This window comes from Bacillus nitratireducens (assembly GCF_036320425.1).
GTDB lineage: Bacteria > Bacillota > Bacilli > Bacillales > Bacillaceae_G > Bacillus_A > Bacillus_A nitratireducens.
The window spans coordinates 259,062-275,988 of the sequence record NZ_JAUMJO010000004.1 but is presented as its reverse complement, the minus strand read 5'-3'; the positions used below and the strand labels follow the sequence as shown (position 1 = coordinate 275,988).

The 16,927-nt window shown below is 33.7% G+C and carries 22 protein-coding genes; 6 read left to right on the top strand and 16 right to left on the bottom strand.

Going from position 1 to position 16,927, the window contains the following annotated elements; translation table 11 throughout:
- The first annotated feature begins 186 nt into the window (after positions 1-186).
- From Q3V31_RS16965 to Q3V31_RS16955, 3 genes are read left to right on the top strand one after another with little or no spacing between them, the layout of a single operon-like run.
- Positions 187-459 carry a (2Fe-2S)-binding protein gene (locus Q3V31_RS16965; protein WP_000182285.1) on the top strand — a complete coding sequence of 91 codons (273 nt, stop codon included), beginning with the start codon at positions 187-189 and terminating at the stop codon, positions 457-459.
- Positions 456-788, top strand: a complete 333-nt coding sequence (locus Q3V31_RS16960) for a (2Fe-2S)-binding protein (RefSeq protein WP_000087021.1) — start codon at positions 456-458, stop codon at positions 786-788. The genes Q3V31_RS16965 and Q3V31_RS16960 overlap by 4 nt, the downstream gene beginning before the upstream one ends.
- Positions 785-2,020: an NAD(P)/FAD-dependent oxidoreductase gene (locus tag Q3V31_RS16955; RefSeq protein ID WP_000567609.1), complete on the top strand. Its 1,236-nt coding sequence runs from the start codon at positions 785-787 to the stop codon at positions 2,018-2,020. Before Q3V31_RS16960 ends, Q3V31_RS16955 begins: the two co-directional genes overlap by 4 nt.
- Before the next feature lie 24 nt (positions 2,021-2,044).
- On the opposite strand, the gene Q3V31_RS16950 is transcribed toward Q3V31_RS16955, so the two are convergent.
- Together Q3V31_RS16950 and Q3V31_RS16945 are read right to left on the bottom strand one after the other, a co-directional pair.
- On the bottom strand, positions 2,045-2,353 hold the full coding sequence (locus Q3V31_RS16950) for a YxcD family protein (RefSeq protein WP_000447768.1): 309 nt from the start codon (positions 2,351-2,353) through the stop codon (positions 2,045-2,047).
- Positions 2,341-2,790, bottom strand: coding sequence for a hypothetical protein (locus Q3V31_RS16945; protein ID WP_000913423.1), 450 nt, complete (start codon positions 2,788-2,790; stop codon positions 2,341-2,343). The genes Q3V31_RS16950 and Q3V31_RS16945 overlap by 13 nt, the downstream gene beginning before the upstream one ends.
- A gap of 257 nt (positions 2,791-3,047) precedes the next feature.
- Between Q3V31_RS16945 and Q3V31_RS16940 the strand changes: the two genes are divergently transcribed.
- A complete protein-coding gene (locus Q3V31_RS16940; protein WP_000447223.1) occupies positions 3,048-3,812 on the top strand; it encodes a DUF1836 domain-containing protein in 765 nt (254 codons plus the stop codon).
- 126 nt (positions 3,813-3,938) lie between these two features.
- Here Q3V31_RS16940 and Q3V31_RS16935 read toward each other — a convergent pair whose 3' ends face one another.
- Entirely contained in the window at positions 3,939-4,448 is a 510-nt protein-coding gene (locus tag Q3V31_RS16935; protein WP_033656760.1) for a GrpB family protein, read from the bottom strand.
- Between the two features lie 307 nt (positions 4,449-4,755).
- Here Q3V31_RS16935 and uptA point away from each other — a divergent pair, with 307 nt between their 5' ends.
- Positions 4,756-5,361 carry an undecaprenyl phosphate transporter UptA gene (gene uptA, locus Q3V31_RS16930; protein WP_000952917.1) on the top strand — a complete coding sequence of 202 codons (606 nt, stop codon included), beginning with the start codon at positions 4,756-4,758 and terminating at the stop codon, positions 5,359-5,361.
- Positions 5,362-5,387: 26 nt separating this feature from the next.
- On the opposite strand, the gene Q3V31_RS16925 is transcribed toward uptA, so the two are convergent.
- On the bottom strand, positions 5,388-5,888 hold the full coding sequence (locus tag Q3V31_RS16925; protein WP_000410262.1) for a DinB family protein: 501 nt from the start codon (positions 5,886-5,888) through the stop codon (positions 5,388-5,390).
- Between the two features lie 149 nt (positions 5,889-6,037).
- Between Q3V31_RS16925 and Q3V31_RS16920 the strand changes: the two genes are divergently transcribed.
- Entirely contained in the window at positions 6,038-6,262 is a 225-nt protein-coding gene (locus tag Q3V31_RS16920; RefSeq protein ID WP_000558714.1) for a hypothetical protein, read from the top strand.
- Positions 6,263-6,303: 41 nt separating this feature from the next.
- Here Q3V31_RS16920 and dltD read toward each other — a convergent pair whose 3' ends face one another.
- The 12 genes from dltD to Q3V31_RS16860 all read right to left on the bottom strand — a co-directional run bounded on the left by dltD (position 6,304) and on the right by Q3V31_RS16860 (position 16,860).
- Positions 6,304-7,485: a D-alanyl-lipoteichoic acid biosynthesis protein DltD gene (dltD, locus tag Q3V31_RS16915; protein WP_000782284.1), complete on the bottom strand. Its 1,182-nt coding sequence runs from the start codon at positions 7,483-7,485 to the stop codon at positions 6,304-6,306.
- 319 nt (positions 7,486-7,804) lie between these two features.
- Positions 7,805-9,427, bottom strand: a complete 1,623-nt coding sequence (locus Q3V31_RS16910) for a peptide ABC transporter substrate-binding protein (protein WP_090813539.1) — start codon at positions 9,425-9,427, stop codon at positions 7,805-7,807.
- Positions 9,428-9,447: 20 nt separating this feature from the next.
- Positions 9,448-10,449 (bottom strand): C40 family peptidase, encoded by a 1,002-nt coding sequence (locus Q3V31_RS16905; protein WP_090813540.1) that lies wholly within the window; start codon positions 10,447-10,449, stop codon positions 9,448-9,450.
- Positions 10,450-10,494: 45 nt separating this feature from the next.
- Entirely contained in the window at positions 10,495-11,541 is a 1,047-nt protein-coding gene (locus tag Q3V31_RS16900; RefSeq protein WP_000704547.1) for a dipeptide epimerase, read from the bottom strand.
- A 68-nt stretch (positions 11,542-11,609) separates the two neighbouring features.
- A complete protein-coding gene (locus Q3V31_RS16895) occupies positions 11,610-11,936 on the bottom strand; it encodes a DUF3870 domain-containing protein (protein ID WP_000271327.1) in 327 nt (108 codons plus the stop codon).
- Between the two features lie 302 nt (positions 11,937-12,238).
- Positions 12,239-12,595: an FtsB family cell division protein gene (locus Q3V31_RS16890; protein WP_090813541.1), complete on the bottom strand. Its 357-nt coding sequence runs from the start codon at positions 12,593-12,595 to the stop codon at positions 12,239-12,241.
- A 228-nt stretch (positions 12,596-12,823) separates the two neighbouring features.
- The gene (locus Q3V31_RS16885; RefSeq protein WP_000349198.1) at positions 12,824-13,261 is read right to left on the bottom strand and encodes a DUF4279 domain-containing protein; all 438 of its coding nucleotides are present in this window, start codon (positions 13,259-13,261) and stop codon (positions 12,824-12,826) included.
- Positions 13,262-13,922: 661 nt separating this feature from the next.
- Positions 13,923-14,153: a hypothetical protein gene (locus Q3V31_RS16880; RefSeq protein ID WP_000789036.1), complete on the bottom strand. Its 231-nt coding sequence runs from the start codon at positions 14,151-14,153 to the stop codon at positions 13,923-13,925.
- Between the two features lie 162 nt (positions 14,154-14,315).
- Positions 14,316-14,816, bottom strand: coding sequence for a lysozyme family protein (locus Q3V31_RS16875; RefSeq protein WP_088008645.1), 501 nt, complete (start codon positions 14,814-14,816; stop codon positions 14,316-14,318).
- A gap of 214 nt (positions 14,817-15,030) precedes the next feature.
- Positions 15,031-15,294: a hypothetical protein gene (locus Q3V31_RS16870; protein WP_000426647.1), complete on the bottom strand. Its 264-nt coding sequence runs from the start codon at positions 15,292-15,294 to the stop codon at positions 15,031-15,033.
- 143 nt (positions 15,295-15,437) lie between these two features.
- Positions 15,438-15,998 carry an AAA family ATPase gene (locus Q3V31_RS16865; RefSeq protein ID WP_090813543.1) on the bottom strand — a complete coding sequence of 187 codons (561 nt, stop codon included), beginning with the start codon at positions 15,996-15,998 and terminating at the stop codon, positions 15,438-15,440.
- Positions 15,999-16,098: 100 nt separating this feature from the next.
- Positions 16,099-16,860 (bottom strand): class I SAM-dependent methyltransferase, encoded by a 762-nt coding sequence (locus Q3V31_RS16860; RefSeq protein ID WP_000490932.1) that lies wholly within the window; start codon positions 16,858-16,860, stop codon positions 16,099-16,101.
- Positions 16,861-16,927: the final 67 nt, after the last annotated feature.

The window sequence follows — 16,927 nt, the reverse complement described above, 5'->3', positions numbered from 1 at the left end:
CTTGATTATCAGCCCTCACCAATCGGGCTTTTCCGGGCAGCCCGCCCCCCACCTAACTTCTTTGCTTTCACTGAATTTTGAGGTGGGGTCTTATTGCCCACAAATAGCGGGATAACCCATCCCCCTCTATATTGGCATAGTTTTTGCATAATAATTTGTGCAAACCGAACTAGAGGAGGAATACATATGACGAATAAAGAGAACTTAATTGTTTGTCGCTGTGAAGAAGTTACATACGGACAACTTCAATCGACAATTGCTGAATATAAATGCTCGGCAAGAGAATTAAAACTAAGAACACGTGCTGGCATGGGATTTTGCGGTGGCCGCACATGTAGAATGATGATAGATCGAATGATTGAAAATGCAAACCCTGACTTAACTCCTAATGAAATACCTTTAAAATATCAACCACCAATACGTGCGGTTACTTTTGGAGCGGTAGGTGAAAGTAAATGAGTAGAATTACAGATCACCCTATTTTAGGTAGTTTAAATAATAGTGAACGCATCACATTTCAATTTAACGGTCAACAATACGAAGCTTATGAACACGAAACGATAGCTGCTGCCCTGCTAGCAAACGGAATACGAACGTTAAGGGTCCATGAAGATAGCGGGACACCACGAGGTATTTATTGTAATATCGGACATTGCTCAGAATGCCGCGTGACAGTAAATAATCAAACGAACGTAAGAGCATGCTTAACTGTTGTAGAAGACAATATGGTTGTTAAAAGTGGAAAACAGCATCCGAATATCGTGAGAGAGATGGTGAAAAAGCGATGATCGATGTAATTATTATTGGCGCAGGACCAGCAGGATTATCCGCGTCTATCTCTTGTGCCCATTTTGGACTTAACGTACTTGTTATTGATGAATTTATGAAGCCTGGCGGGAGGTTGCTCGGACAATTGCATCAAGAACCTACTGGAGAATGGTGGAACGGCATAGAAGAATCCAAACGCCTTCACAAAGAAGCAAAATCACTTTCAGTCGATATCCGGTGCGGTGTTTCTGTCTTTAATTTAGATAAAGATGAGGACTCTTGGCTCATACATACTAATATCGGTACATTAGAAGCACCGTTCGTACTCATTGCTACTGGGGCTGCTGAGTATTCTATTCCCCTTCCTGGCTGGACACTTCCAGGAGTTATGTCAATAGGAGCAGCTCAAGTTATGACAAATGTTCATCGCGTGCAAGTTGGAAAAAAAGGAATCATTATTGGTGCTAACATTTTGTCATTCGCTATTTTAAATGAACTACAGTTAGCTGGAATTAATGTGGATCATATTGTACTTCCCGAAAAAAGTGAGTTAAGCCAAAAAGCTGGTGAACCAGAAGAAGTTTTGAACTCTCTTTTAAATGCGGCTCACCTCGCTCCTTCTGCTTTTTTGCGTATAGGTAGCCGTTTTATGAAATATGATTGGATTCGAAAAGCTGGATTAACCTTCTATCCAAATAACGGAATGAAAATAAACGGGACACCACTCCATCTCCGTAAAGCTGCACTTGAAATTATCGGTACAGATCAAGTTGAGGGTGTACGTGTTGCTAACATTGACTCTAAAGGGAATATTATTAACGGATCAGAAAAGATATATGAGGCAGACTTCGTTTGTATCGCTGGAGGTTTATATCCGCTTGCTGAGCTTGCCGCTGTAGCAGGATGCCCTTTCCATTACATTCCGGAATTAGGCGGACATGTCCCACTTCATTCAGAAGAAATGGAAACCCCTCTTCCAGGTTTATTTGTAGCTGGAAATATTACTGGAATTGAAAGCGGGAAAATCGCGATGGCACAAGGAAAGGTTGCAGGTCTATCTATTGCTAAACATGCAAGTGAGAAACGTGACGTAGTCGAGAAACAATTACAACAAGCAATGCAAAACGTTCACTCTGTTCGTCAAAAAGCAGCAATTCAATTTAATCCAATGATTGATGTTGGTAGACGGAAGATGAATGAAATTTGGCGTGATTATTCTTCTACATATGCACATACTAAAAAGAGCTGCTGAGATTACTCTCAACAGCTCTTTTCACTATTCTTCTGAGTTATTAAATTTCGCTAATGCGTAAATGCCTTCTTCATCATCTAATTCAAGTTGCAATCTTGCTGCAAATGAATTGACATTGTATTCTCTATCTAGCAACAAGCGTAGTGCTTCGATTAAGTTTGCTTGAATTAAAATTTGCTGGCGACCATTTACCTCTACTTCTGCAGAGAAACCATAGTCATCATCATACATTAGTTCAACTGAAACTTCTTCTGGACCAACTTGTCTTTTTTCAGCGATATATACACAAAGTGCATTTATTAATTCTTGTTCAGAAATTTTTATTGTTTCCATGCTACTTCATCTGCCTTCTTCTTACGTTGATCTTTGAAGTATTTAAATGCACGAACTGCTAACATTACGATACCAGCCATTACTAACATATTTACCATAAACGCTAATACAGAACCAAGAGCTCCCATATTTGCAAATAAGCTACCCATTAGTAAACCACCAAGACCACCTAGTAATAAACCTTTCATAAAGCCACCTTTATTACTTTTTGGTGCTGTGTTTGTTGCCTTTGTTTTTGAATCTGTTGTCGTTTTTTGTGAATTTACATTAGAATCTTTTTTGTTTAAATCAACTTTTGAATTTTGACCAGAACTTGGTGTATATGATTTTTTACCAGATTTGTAACTTTTCGCTTCCGCGTGATTTACGAACATAAAGCTACTAGCTCCAAAGATAACCATGAATGCTGTCATTACTGCTACAAATTTTTTCAACATATTATATCCATTCTCCTTTTATATAGATATATGTGAAATCTACCTTTCTTTTAAAATAAGAATGATAGATTTATTTTAAAACCTTTTTAAAGGTTCTTATGAACTTATTATATGAACTTTTGTCGAAATATGCAAGTATTATTTACTTACGACAAATTTATGACATAGGAAAAATTAAGCAAAACAGAATTGACTTTAAATGAAACAAAACATATTATAAGTTCATAAGAACTTTTTATAATTTTGGAGGTGAAAAGATGGAAACATTTCATCTCACACGAAACGAAATGGCAACGCTCCTTCTATCACTTAGAGGATGGAATCCGAAAAAGCCTCTTAGCATTTTACAAGAAGCTTGGGCAAAGTCACATAAAAAAGATATTGAAAGCGGACAAAGCGTTACAGCTTTTATTACAACCGCACTTTCACCTATTTTTGAAAAATTAATTAAAATCGATGATACGGATGTCGGTTTTTCTTTAAATGAAATAGTTGCGCTTGGTAATCAGATTGAAAACACAAGTTTCTCTGTAACTGCTATGCAAAACTGGGTGAAACGAGATATAAAAGAAATGATTGGCTCCCCTCAAAAAGGGAAGAAATACTCAATCGAACAAGCAGCCTTACTATTTATTGTTGAAGATTTAAAAACAGCGCTTGATTTTGAATCTATTCGTAAACTATTACGACTCATCGTAAATGACCCGGCCGATCGAAGTGATGATTTAATTAATCCTGTTCATTTATATGTTGCTTACTCCTCTTTATTTGAAGAACTAAATCAAGGGAATTGCATACAACTAAATGCAACAGATACAATTCATACGATTGAAAATATTGTAAAAGAAAAAGCGGATAAAATCGCAAGCAAGTTCGATCAAATAAATAACGAACAACGCGAAGCAATTCGTAACGCTATTATTATCGCTACACTATCTGTACATACCGCATATGTACAAATGTTAGCGAAACGTTATGTGACAGCAACGTTATTTTTACAAAATTTAGATGTGAAGCCGTAAAAGAGGAGCCATAGATTATGGCCCCTCTTTTTGTCATTATAAAAGATACGATTATATCGATGTTTCTATGTATATAATAGTTTTATTTAATTTAGGAATGCCAATAGTTTCACATAGCCTCCTTTTTCAATTGTTTATTTTATCCAATACAGATTTAACAAAGCCTGTTTTATCATCAGCATATTTATGTTTATTATTGGGGTTAACCTGTGACAATTTCATCTTTAACTGCTCATACTCAATCCGAGCAGTTTTATTATTTATTAAGTAGTTTCTAAAACACAATTGCTCAATTAAATATTTATTCCCCTTTTCATACATATGAATTTGATGTGTTCTCGGCTCTCCTTTATTAAAATAATATCTTTCAGGTAATACATCTTTTCTATACCTATATTTTAAATGCTCTAACCTAGCAATACATTTCACACCATTCTCAAAATTTTTCAATTCAATTGCAATATCAATAATAGGTTTTGCACTCAAGTATGGAATAGAAGTGCTTCCAATATGGTGTATTGCCAAAATATATTCTCTAATTTGGTCTTCAATTAATTGTTTCTCTTTTAAAAATTCGACTTCCCATTCCTCAGTCCATGGAACTAAAAAAACTTCACCACGTGGTAATCCTAACATTCGATTAACTCCTCCTTCATTTAACCCATTTTTACAGCCTTGAATTCTAAACATTCGATCTTTATCGTATAACATACAAATCCTCTTATTTTTACTACATACAAAATGAGAAATTTTTAATACTCCTTTCATTCTCTCTTCATGAAAATCCAACTTATATCCTTTACGATAAAACATATACGAGACATAAAAGTCTTGGAATAGCAATCCCCTATATAAATAAGGTATAATCTACATATAGTGAACCTTTTATATTATTAAATAAAGAGGAATATATTCAAAAATTCATGAACTAGAAGGTGCAACAATGTTAAGTAGTTTTATTCATTCAGTATTAACGTTTTTTGAAGGATTAGGTTATTGGGGCATTATGCTTGGACTTATGATTGAGATTATCCCAAGTGAAATTGTCCTTGCTTATGCGGGGTACTTAGTTTCAAATGGCAGTATCTCATTTGTAGGTGCAGTCATATTCGGCACAATTGGCGGGGTTATTGCCCAAATCTTTATTTATTGGATTGGACGATACGGTGGTCGCCCTGTATTAGAACGTTATGGAAAGTATATTTTTATTCATAAAAAACAAATTGATGCTGCTGAAGATTGGTTTAATCGTTACGGAACTGGCGTAATTTTCACAGCACGTTTCATTCCTGTCGTTCGCCACGCGATTTCAATTCCTGCCGGGATTACAAAAATGCCAATTTCACGTTTCATTACTTTAACAGGACTTGCGATTATTCCTTGGTCTATCATTTTCATTTATTTAGGTGAAAAACTTGGAGAAAACTGGGGTAATATAAATGACGTTGCTGGACCATATGTGAAATCGTTCGCTGTTGGCGGGGTTGTTCTTATTATTTTGTATTTCATGATAAAAAAATGGTCAAAAAAACGTAAAAAACTCGCTTAAATTTCTAAACAAAAACCGCTATTAATTCAATCGAAATTATAGCGGTTTTTATTATTAACTTGATTATCTTTTATAAATTGTATAATTTCTTCTTTATGTTTTAAATCATGTTGAATGAGTGATGAAAAATAATTGTCTAATCTCACTCTTTTCGTGCCGAATTGGTAATCATCTTTAAAATTCCGGGAAGAAATTTGATTAATTTGATCAACTAATTGTTTACGAGTAAAGCTGAATTGATCTAATAGTTCTTCTTTTGAAATACCGGATCTCGCATATTTTATTGCACCCTCATTCATTTCCTCAACACCTGTTGGAACATTGGGTACAGATTGTCCACTTATAAAGTATGGAATTCTAAACTTCATTAAAAACTCATCCCAAACGATTAAATGTGAAATCACATCCGCAATTCCCCATGAACCTTTTCTAAAAGGTTTAAACCATACATCATTAGTTACACACTTCAATGTTTGGCACCATTCTATTAGTCTTAACTTTTCTTCTAGAATACTTTCTTTCTCCATAATTCATTCCTTCCTCTTTCACACTAATAATCGATTCATATATAACTTCTAGACATTACATAAAAACCCCTCCAGTTTAAGATTTACGTGGATAAGCAACCATTCAGTCATATAATTCGTATAGTAACTCAAAAGGAGTGATTTCCCCTATGCATTGGCAGCAAAAAGTATCATACTTAATTGGACGCCCTGTTGGTGTTTCTCTCATTAATGGGCAAGGGACATCCGGCGTTTTATGCGGCGTACAAAATAATCAATTATTTGTTTATGAATACCTTTACCAAGCTCAATTTGCAATGAAACATTATGATTTTAGACAAATTCAAGATATACACGCCTTTCCAAATTGTCCACACCAAAATCCTTTATACTAAAAAACAGGAACGGCTGAATTGCCATTCCTGTTCCTAAGTTGTTATGTCTCAGAGTAAAACTTCTGCACTGCTTCATCGAAATAAATCCAGCCTTTCCAGCCTAAATGAATCGTATCTTTTAAGAAATACTTATCATATTCATGGCTAGAAAAATCGACTACTGGGTATCCCGCTTTTTCGACTTGCTCGCGAACCTTATTATAATACACATCACGACGTTCTTTCGGAAAACCAGCGTAATCATACCACGGTCCGTTTACAGGCACAGAAATAAAGAGTGGTTTTATATTTTTTTCTTTGAAAAGATCTAAAACAATTTGTAAGTCATCATATTCTGGTGAATCATCATACGATTCATTTGCTCTAAAGTTTTTTAAACCTTTTAATTTTTTCTTTAAATTATGTTTATAGTAATATGGATTTTCAATTCCGAATGTATTTGTTGTGGATCCCACTTTACCTTCTTGCTCCGCATGTTTACGTGCATCTTCCCAAGAAAGCGAACGTAATCCCATATTCGTTTTCTCTTTCATCGGTTCGATCTTAAATAGAGAGTTAAATAAATCTCGATGATCTAAAATGTTCCGATACATATACGCTAGCGGTTTAGCTAATCCAGCTTTTATGTTATGTTTTGTATCGTTATATACAATACTTTCTAGAGAACTACTTAATATCGCATCTTTACGAACAACTTTGTAATCTAATAAACGCTTCGCGATTTTTTTCTTCATTTCAGGATTTATTTCGTCATTAAAAATAAAGTGATAGGCTTGTTGTTTGGAGAAATTATTTGTAAAATCCCCTTGTGATACACCGTTTTGTGTAAACCATTGTGGTGAAAGAACAAAGATTACCTTTTTACCTTCTAAATCATCCATTGTAGACGTCATATTTAAAATATGAGCCAAGCTTTGCGTACCACCAGTCCCGATTAAAAATGGAGTAAAGCCTGCCGGATTTACTTTAAAATAATTAGACGGATGATATGCATCCATTCGTAAAAATTCTGATGAACCATACATCGGTAAATACTGCGAATTCTCTAACATTTTTTGCTGTAAGAAAACACTTTGCAATTTTTCTTTTTGCAAAGAAGTTGCCGCATCTTCAACTTTCTTATCGCTAATTAGTGATACTAAACTTTTAGACGGAATAAGCACGACAATGAAAAAGAGTAGACATGCTATAATAATTGGACCAAAAGCATGCTTCATCTTCATTGGTTATTCCTCTTTCTATTACGAATAAATTGTAACCCTTGTTTTTGACACGTCATCATTTCTCTCCTTTTTCTCTATACATGTTCCATTCTATTTATCTATTATACATGTATGTATTTCCTTCCTTGTTCTATTAAGTCCTATACAAATAGCACAAGAAACACGTTAATTATACAAGATTCTACATAAATTTCACACTGGAATTTATGTAATAATTTTATTTTCAAACGGCGAGAAAACATTTGAAATGTCTATAACTCATTTGAAGCTATAAGAAAAAACAGACTATCACTTACGTGAAGTCTGTTTCTCCATCACTTTATTTTTGTACATCTGCCCATTTTAAACTTGTAGCTGGACCAAATTGATGCACATATAAGTCTTTCACATATGGTTTTTGTAAGTAAGATAGACCGCGCTGGAATACTGGTGCAATTACTGCATCATCCAGAAGCATTTTTTCAGCATCTTGCAGTGCTTTCCAACGAGCTTTTTCATCATTACCTAATTCAGTTTTAATCTTCTTAATTAACGCGTCATACTCTGGATTTGCATATCCTGTATTATTTACGGTACTTCCCGAAAGGAAAACTTCTAAGTATGTCATTGGATCTGGATAATCAGGTAACCAACGTGATAACGACATTTCATATTCTTTTTTCTTCTCGAGCGCTAGTTTTTGTGTATGTGGTTGTAATTTCACATTTACCTTTAAGCCTGGTAAATTTTTCTCAAGCTGTTCTTTAATATACTCGCCTACTTTTTTAAAGTTTTCTAAGTCATAGTTTAATAACTCCAGCGTTACTTCATTTGTTCCCGTTTCTTGCTTTGCCTTTTCCCAATATTCTTTCGCCTGTTTTACATCAGTCTTATTAAACTCACCTGCCGTACTTCTAAAGTCTTTCTTGTCTGGCCCTTTTAAAAACCCTTTCGGAACGTAATAGTTCGCAGCTACGGAACCATCATTTAAAAATGAAGTTGCGAGCCCCTTCTTATCAAAAACTGTGCTTAATGCAAGACGGGCGTTTTTATTTTTAAGAATCGGTACATTTTCATTGAAACGGAAGAAATACATAACTGGATCTGTATATTGTTTCAGTTCTTTATTATTTTTATATTTATCTACGAATTCTGTAGAAATAACTGCTCTGTCTACTTTATCTGTTTCATATAAATTTACCGCAGTTGAAATTTCTTTAACAATTTGATAGTTTACCTCATCTAATTTCACTTCTTTTTTATCCCAATATTTATCGTTTTTCTTCATTGTAAAACTTGCTTCATGCTTCCACTCTGATAATGTGAATGGCCCATTATATATCGCTTTATTTGCTTCTAACCCGTATTTATCGCCTTGCTCTTTTGCAAACTTTTCATTAATTGGATAGAAAGACGGTAAAATAAGTAGTTTCGTAAAATACGGTACTGGATGTTCTAACTCAACAACGAACGTTTTATCATCTTTTGCTTTCACACCTAATTCTTCTAAGCCTAATTGTTTCTTATTTATCTTCTCCGCATTTTTCACATCGTACGCGATATATGCATATTGAGAGACTGTATCTGGATTAATAAGTTGCTTCCAAGCATATACGTAATCATGAGCTGTTACTGGATCACCGTTAGACCATTTTGCATCACGCAAGTGGAATGTATAAGTCTTTCCGTCTTTACTCACTTCATATTTCTGTGCCCCAGCCTCAATCACTTCATCATTTTTCGATAAACGGAATAACCCTTCCATTACGTTATTTAACACGTTAAACGATACCGCATCTGTTACTTTCCCTGAATTTAATGACGGAATTTCACCCGTTTCTAGTAGCTGTAATACTTTTTTCTCATCTTTCGGCTTTGTAGTTGTTTTTTCTTTTGCGCAGCCAACTAAGAATGAAGAAACTAATAGAGTACTAACTAATGAGTAACGAACAACTTTTTTCATTTGAAAACCCCCTCTATTTTTTAAGGTAAGTAACGACGAGCACCAGCGTATTCTTCTATATATCCTGGCGTATTTAGTGGTATAATCTCTACCGATCTTTCAGCTCTCGGTGAGTGAATCATATTTCCATCACCAATATACATAGCAACATGGTGAACACTACCTTTTCCTTGCTCATGTGCAAAGAAGATTAAATCTCCTTTTTGTAAGTTTTCTTTATCAACTGCAACTCCATTTCTCGATTGTGGACCAGAATCCCGCGGAATTGTAATACCGTACGATTTATAAAGCGTATGTGTAAATCCAGAGCAATCAAATCCGAATCCACTTGTACCAGCCCATATATACGGTAATCCTAAAAACATTTTTCCCGTGTTTATTAAATCATCAGCTGTCGGCTTTGGAATATCATTTTGCGAACGATAAACCGTTCCATCATTTTTTCGTAGCCATGCCTTCTGACCATTTGGCAACAATACACGGTATGAAATCGTATCTTCACTTAATAGCGGCAGTCGCGTATTATAACTGACTTCAAGTGATTTATGTTTTTCAGAAGGATTAATATACAAAATGGCTGTCGGTTTCGTTACTAAAACGAAAGGTTCGTTTGTTTTATCTGCAAATTCTTGATTATATGTTAATTGTTTTTCAGGCATCCAACCTGGATAGCCTTCTTCGTTTCGTGGAGTTGGCTGACCATGGACTAACACTTTCACCCAGTCACCTTTTTTATCAACAACCGTTACTTCTTGACCTAATAGCGCTTGCGTTTCTAATTTATTTGCATTTGTTAACCATAATTTTTCATCGAGCGTCATTGATTTCGTCCACTTCCATAAATCAACTGGATTTGTTGCGCTCGGTGCATCAATTGGCCGTAATGAATCAGGTGCAGTCCAGAGTGTTGCGGCAGATACATCGATAAACGCTTTGCTATCTTTCTTCTCTTCAGCATTTGCCGATGTAAACGATGAAAATATAAATAAAGTTGTTAAAAATGCAGTTCCTACTTTTTTCATATATATCCTCCTTAAAAGGTAAGTTACTATTCATTTCTTCTAAGATTACATATTCACTTTGGAATGAAGGTTTACCTTTGAGCCGGAGTAAGTCATTCCTTCCGGTTCTTCCATTAACCATAGCGGTGCATCAAGATCGAAATAATGAATATTCGGATGTGCAGCAGCAAAGTGTGCTACAGCACTAACGGAAAGTGAAGATTCCATCATACTGCCAACCATACATTTCACACCTGCCGCTTCTGCAATATCCGCAATTCGCCACGCTTCACGTATACCACCGCATTTCATTAATTTAATATTAATTAAGTCCGCATATCTTCCTTGAACGAGTTTTAATGCGTCACTTGCTGAAAAGATACTTTCATCAGCCATAATAGGCGTTTGTACATTTTCTTTCACGTACTTTAATCCATCCCAATCTTTCGCGTGTACTGGTTGTTCAATGAATTCTATATTTAAATTACGATTTTCCATCTCTTTAACAATAGAAACCGCTTCTTTTGGATTCCATCCTTGATTTGCATCTAATCGTAACGTCGTATTTTTGGGTACGCTATTTCGAATCGCCTCAATACGTTCTAAATCTAAATGAGCAGATTTACCAACTTTAATTTTTAAAGTTTGAAATCCTTTTTCTACATGTTGCTTTGCCTCTTTTGCCATAATAATAGGATCATCTACACTTACTGTAATATCTGTATAGATTTCTTTCTTACCACCTAATAATGCGTAAAGAGGAACGTTTTGATATTGGCAATACACATCATATAAAGCGATATCAACCGCCGCTTTCGCACTTGTATTTCCAATACAACTCATTTGGATATGCTGTAATAACTGCTGAAATTGAATTATATCTTGACCAATTAGATGTGAGCGCATCGGTCCTAAAATTGCTTCCTCAATCCCACTAGTGAAATCCCCTGTAATAACCGGCGTTGCGGCCGCAGCTCCTTTTCCAACAATTCCTTCATCTGTATGAATAAACACATCAATACTTTCAATTTCAGTTACGGTACGAAGTGCGGTTTTAAATGGAGTATGAAGCTTTACACAACGACGTTTCACCTTTATATCCGTTATTTTCATTTCGCTCATCCTTTCGTTGTCCAATAAAAAAATCCAGCCGCAAGAACTTCCTTACGGCTGGATTTTGTCTATGATTGAGTAGACAAAGCAGCAATCTGATTATATTTTTTTTGCGCATCTTTTAGCGCTACAAGTAGTGCCTTTTGAGTTGAACCGAAATAACGATCTTTTATCTCTGTTACTAGCGCTGGATCATTAATATTTTTATGTAGAAATAAATATTTAACGAATTGAGATGTTAATGCAATTGTCGCTGAGCAATCTGCATCTACAATTTCCCCCGTCTCCTTCACAAGTACAAATGCTACAAAATAGCTTTTAAACTTTTCAGTAATGGGATTATTTTGAGGCGCTTTCGCATCCCCTACGACATAAATTGTATTTGAAGCATACACAGCTATCTTCCTTTCTTATACGTGGATAACGGGTTTCTTAATAGTCGTACGAGCGATAAACTCAACGTTAATTAAAAAATGTATCCGTTTACGCATATTATATAGAATTATCAGAATTTTAACAACATTTATTTTTACACATATTCCATAATTATGGATAATCTTGAATTCCATTGATGTAATAGCTTCAACTGTACATCTTACATTATGTTAGAATTCCTTGTACCATGCAAAGATTTAGCCTTTCTGTTTTCGTACTTCATTTACAAATAAAAAACAGTTAGCCAACGCTAACTGTTTCATTACTTTGGTAATACGAAAATCGTTTCATTTGACTTAGAAAATTGGTACTCTTTTCTCGCAAACTTCAAAATTTCCTCTTCATTATCCGTTAAATTCTCAATGTTAGCCTTTAGAAACGATTGATCCTTCTCTAATGTAACTAATTGTTTCTTTTGATTTGTAATCGTATCTTTTTTATTCATTATTATCTCTTGCTGTTTCGTTAAAATATATTGAACATACAAAGTAGTCGCTGCAATAAAAAGAACCATTAAAATAAGTCGTCTTAATTTCTTTTTGTTTATAGTACGATTGTCACTAGGTTGTGATAGTTGCTCTGGTATATTAGGAACATTTACTCTTTTGAGTTTCCTCATTTCAAATCCCCCTAACCCATATTTTTCACTACCATAGGCACGTTTTCTTACTAAACTAAATTCTATTCTTATAAAATAAGTTCCTTCACAAAAATATCTCACAAATTAACCAATTAAAGATAGCATTCGACGACATTTCCATATTTACATCGAGATTTTTTATGTATGCTGCAATAAAATAGTAGTTTATGTTATTCTTTTTCTACTATTGTAGAAGAGTTTTTTTACTTAGCACTTTATCTCCTCAACATAAGGATTCGCATATAAATCAATATCAAAATCAGCTTTAATACTGTTAGCAAAATCAATTACTTGATTTTCTAAATGAAAAGCTGGTGTATGACCATCATTTATTTTAATTACAATAGTGAATCTACATTCTAATCCAAATTCTCTTTTTAGTTCATTAATAATGGCTGACTTATCTTTTAGTTTTAGAATTAATTGCTCCATTACATCTCCTACATCAAATGATTCCTGATATCCTGTACTTAGTTGCCAAGATGTATAGTTTCTTGTTATGTTTTCAGTTTCGTTTGTTTTTCTAATTATTTCCCCTTTTTTATAACTTTTAGTTGGGTCTACTTGCAATCTTTCAGAAACAACCTCTACTGGAAATTCATCTCCGGACAGATTGAAATAAACCATTACTTGCGTTCCATCCATTAATTTCACACCTTTATTAAAAACATATTATTATTTTATTCAATCATTCCATTTTATTACAGACTACAAATTGAATTTTATGCCAACCTATAACTACTTTTAATATTAATATGAATCATTCTACAATTACATCTTTTTATAAAGATGTAATGTTTTTATTTTTATAAAGTGAAACTTTAATCAGTGGGGGTTTTGTTCCCCCACTGATTATCACCTTTCACCAATCGGGCATTTACGGGCATCCCTACTTCCACTTTACTTCTTTGTTCCAGCTGAGTTTAAGGTGGGAGTTTTACTTACCGGCAAATAGCGGGATACATTCTATTAATAACGGGGCATTACTTCTCAGTTCAAACTGTTTACATAATACTATTATTTTTATAATTTATTATCCCAATACAAAAACAATCCATCTAACAAATGGATTGTTTTTGTATTTCATTTTTATAATTTTTATAATTTTTAAAATAATTTAATCGTTTTTACCCTAACTGAATTGGATTTATAATAATGAAATAAAAAATATATATTAAAAACCCGAGCGCATTATGCATATCAAAAAACAGCTGCCTATTAAATGTTTATCATCTGAAAGCTTAAATAGAATTTAGCCTTTCGTTTGAAAAAAATACGTATAAACCCTCTAATATCAGCAGACTTATCATACTAATCTATAACAATTTTGCCTTCTCCCCTTACCTGTTTCCTTTAACACATATGATTTTAAAACAAGCGCAGTTAATGAATCCGTTAATGTTTTATATGATAAATTAGACAATGCCAATAGATCGTTCGTATATAACATTCTATGCTTCTCTAATAATAATAGTACTAATCGTTCTGACGGTTTTAATGTCTCATCACTTTCTAGTATAAAGTCTATATTTTTCATTTCTCTAATTATTGCTCCTTATATAAAAAAATACTTTAAATGATTATTTAATATAAAAATAATACATAACAAAATTTGAAGTATATTAAAATAACATCATTTTAAAACACTATTATACTATAACATAGAAAAAGCACTTCCCGAAATAGGAAATGCTTTTTCTTAATTCACTTTCTTATATTGCTTATATGATTGTTCCAAACCTATATTATATTTCGTGTTTTTATCCGTCCATTCTTCTCCTAAATTACCTGGCCACCCTGATGTATTAGCGACATATTTTAATAACTCCCAATCTTTTAATCCTTTTTTCACACCGCGCTCATATGATTTGACCATATTAGTAATTGCTATTTTTGCATTGATTTGTGAATCCATTAAACTTTCTTCAGATAACGAGGCTGGTGCTAATCCGCCCCGATGCAATTGGAATAATCCAAATGATGTGCCATTATCCCCTATCGCTTTTCGATTCAATTTTGTTTCATGGTCTGCGATAGATAGTGGGATCCACTCTGGAATATCATACCTCTTAGCAACTTCACCAATTATTTTTTTATTATTTTCAATCTCTTTATACTTCTCATATTTTGAATAAAGAGCATTCGTTACTGTTACTAATATAAGTAATATGAATATATATTGTAACGCTTTTTTCATCATTTCATCTCCTGTTTTGTGTATGTTTCACTTTCTACTCACACTATAAGACCTTTATGTGACATTCATTTGACGAAATGATATGAATGATGCATAAGTTAATAATAAATTAAGTTTTTCTAAAACCACTTAAACAAATTAAAACGGTTCGTCTATCATGTTCTAAACATGATAGACGAACCGTTTTCAAGTGTCTTTTTAATTAACATGTTCTACCTTATATATTTCTTGCAATATGTGGTTTGCTGTAATGACTCGTTCCGCCGCCACCTACTACTACTTTACCGCCTTTTCCAAAGATTAATAATTTACTTGAACCATCTGCAAGAAGTACTATTACTTCCGCATGATCACTTGTAGCTACATAGATTACATAACCACTCTTTGAAATACACGTTTCCCAATTCTCATCAAATTCAGATCTAACTACCCGATTAGAATACACTTGATTTTCAATTCTTCCTTGTTCTTCGTTTTCCAAATTTATTCTCCCCTCTTCCCTGAATAGTTGCATATATTAAAATAGCAGTCCTGTTTAAAATAGTGACCGATTTTAACATAAATAGTATATGTAGTTAGTAGGAGAATGCTTGGACAATGAAAACGTATTAGCATTTTAAAATTTTACAATCGAAACTTCTTTTTAATCATTTCCGCTACTTTTTTTGCACTCAAGTAAGTATTATTAATTTTTATATACTCTTCTTTTTCAATTTCACCATGAAGAGAGTTTAATCTATGCTTTTTCATCGTTTCTTTTAAATTATTTTCAGACCATTCAATATCTCTTTTTTTCGGTTTATGCTCTAATCTATGCGGACTTTTATTCCGTTCTAATCTTTCATCTAATTCCGCTTCCAGCTCTACAAAATACACTGTCCCACCTTTTGATTCAAAAATACTTACTACATGATGTATATAATCCCAATCGGATTGGAGGTCAAATGCCCATACATACGTAAAAATCATTCCAGATAAATCACTTTTAGATACTTCTTCAAATATTTCATTACGAAATAAACTTACTAGTCTTTTGGCTTCTTTCGTACTGTAATCAAAAATTGGACTTACTAAATCAATTGTCATGTGGTTATGAAAAAGTTTTAAACCGGTTAATGTTGCTAATTCTTGCCCCACTGTCATTTTCCCAACTGCTTGTGGGCCAAATATTAATATGAATTTCATTTATTTCCCTCCTATCTTTCTCTATAAACAATTACATAAAATAGAAAATAAGGCAGTCGATTTCGTATCGATTGCCTTATTTTTATTAATAGTTTCTGTACTATTTTTTTCGTACAGCTTCAAACGTAATCATTTGATTTGCATTTGATGGCTCTTTTTCGTATACATATTCAGCAGAGCAAGTAATGTTAGAGAAACCTATACTTTCTAAAAGGAGTCTAAACTCTTCTATTCCATACCACCGCATTGCAAAACGTTGTAGTTCTGTTTGTACTAGCTGTCCTTTACTCCATTTTTCATATTTTAAATATGATACAGTTACTTGGTTAAGCCAATCTATTTCAATTGATTTATTTTCTAATGTAATCCCGTCTCCGCTTGGTAAGGAAAAAGTCGATGTATGAATTTCACCCGTCTTCCAGTCATATGGAAGCGCAAGATCTACAATTAAACGCCCACCTGGATTAAGATGTTCATAAAAACATTTCAAAGCGTTTATAGAATCATCACGATTTTCAATTAAACAAAAGGAACCAGTAGGAATTATTATCGCTTCATATTTATGTGGCAGTGAGAGTTGTTGTAAGCTTCCTTCATATAAATTAGGATGCAAACCTCTCTCGTTACACCGCGTACGGCAAGAATCTAGCATTTCAGGTGAATAATCTATCCCATCAACTTTAAAACCAGCTTCAAGAAGTGGTATAATGACACGCCCTGATCCTACTGCTGCTTCGAGAATTCTGCCCTCACAATTATTTAAACGTTTTTGGTAATACTCAATATCACCATTTAAAGAATAACCAACAGGTTTTGTGTAATCATAAAGTTCCGTACAAAGTGTACTATAAAAACTAAACATTTATTTTCTCCTCCGTTTTATGTGTACGGAAGATTCTAATTTACTTAATCTTTCCGTACCTCTAATT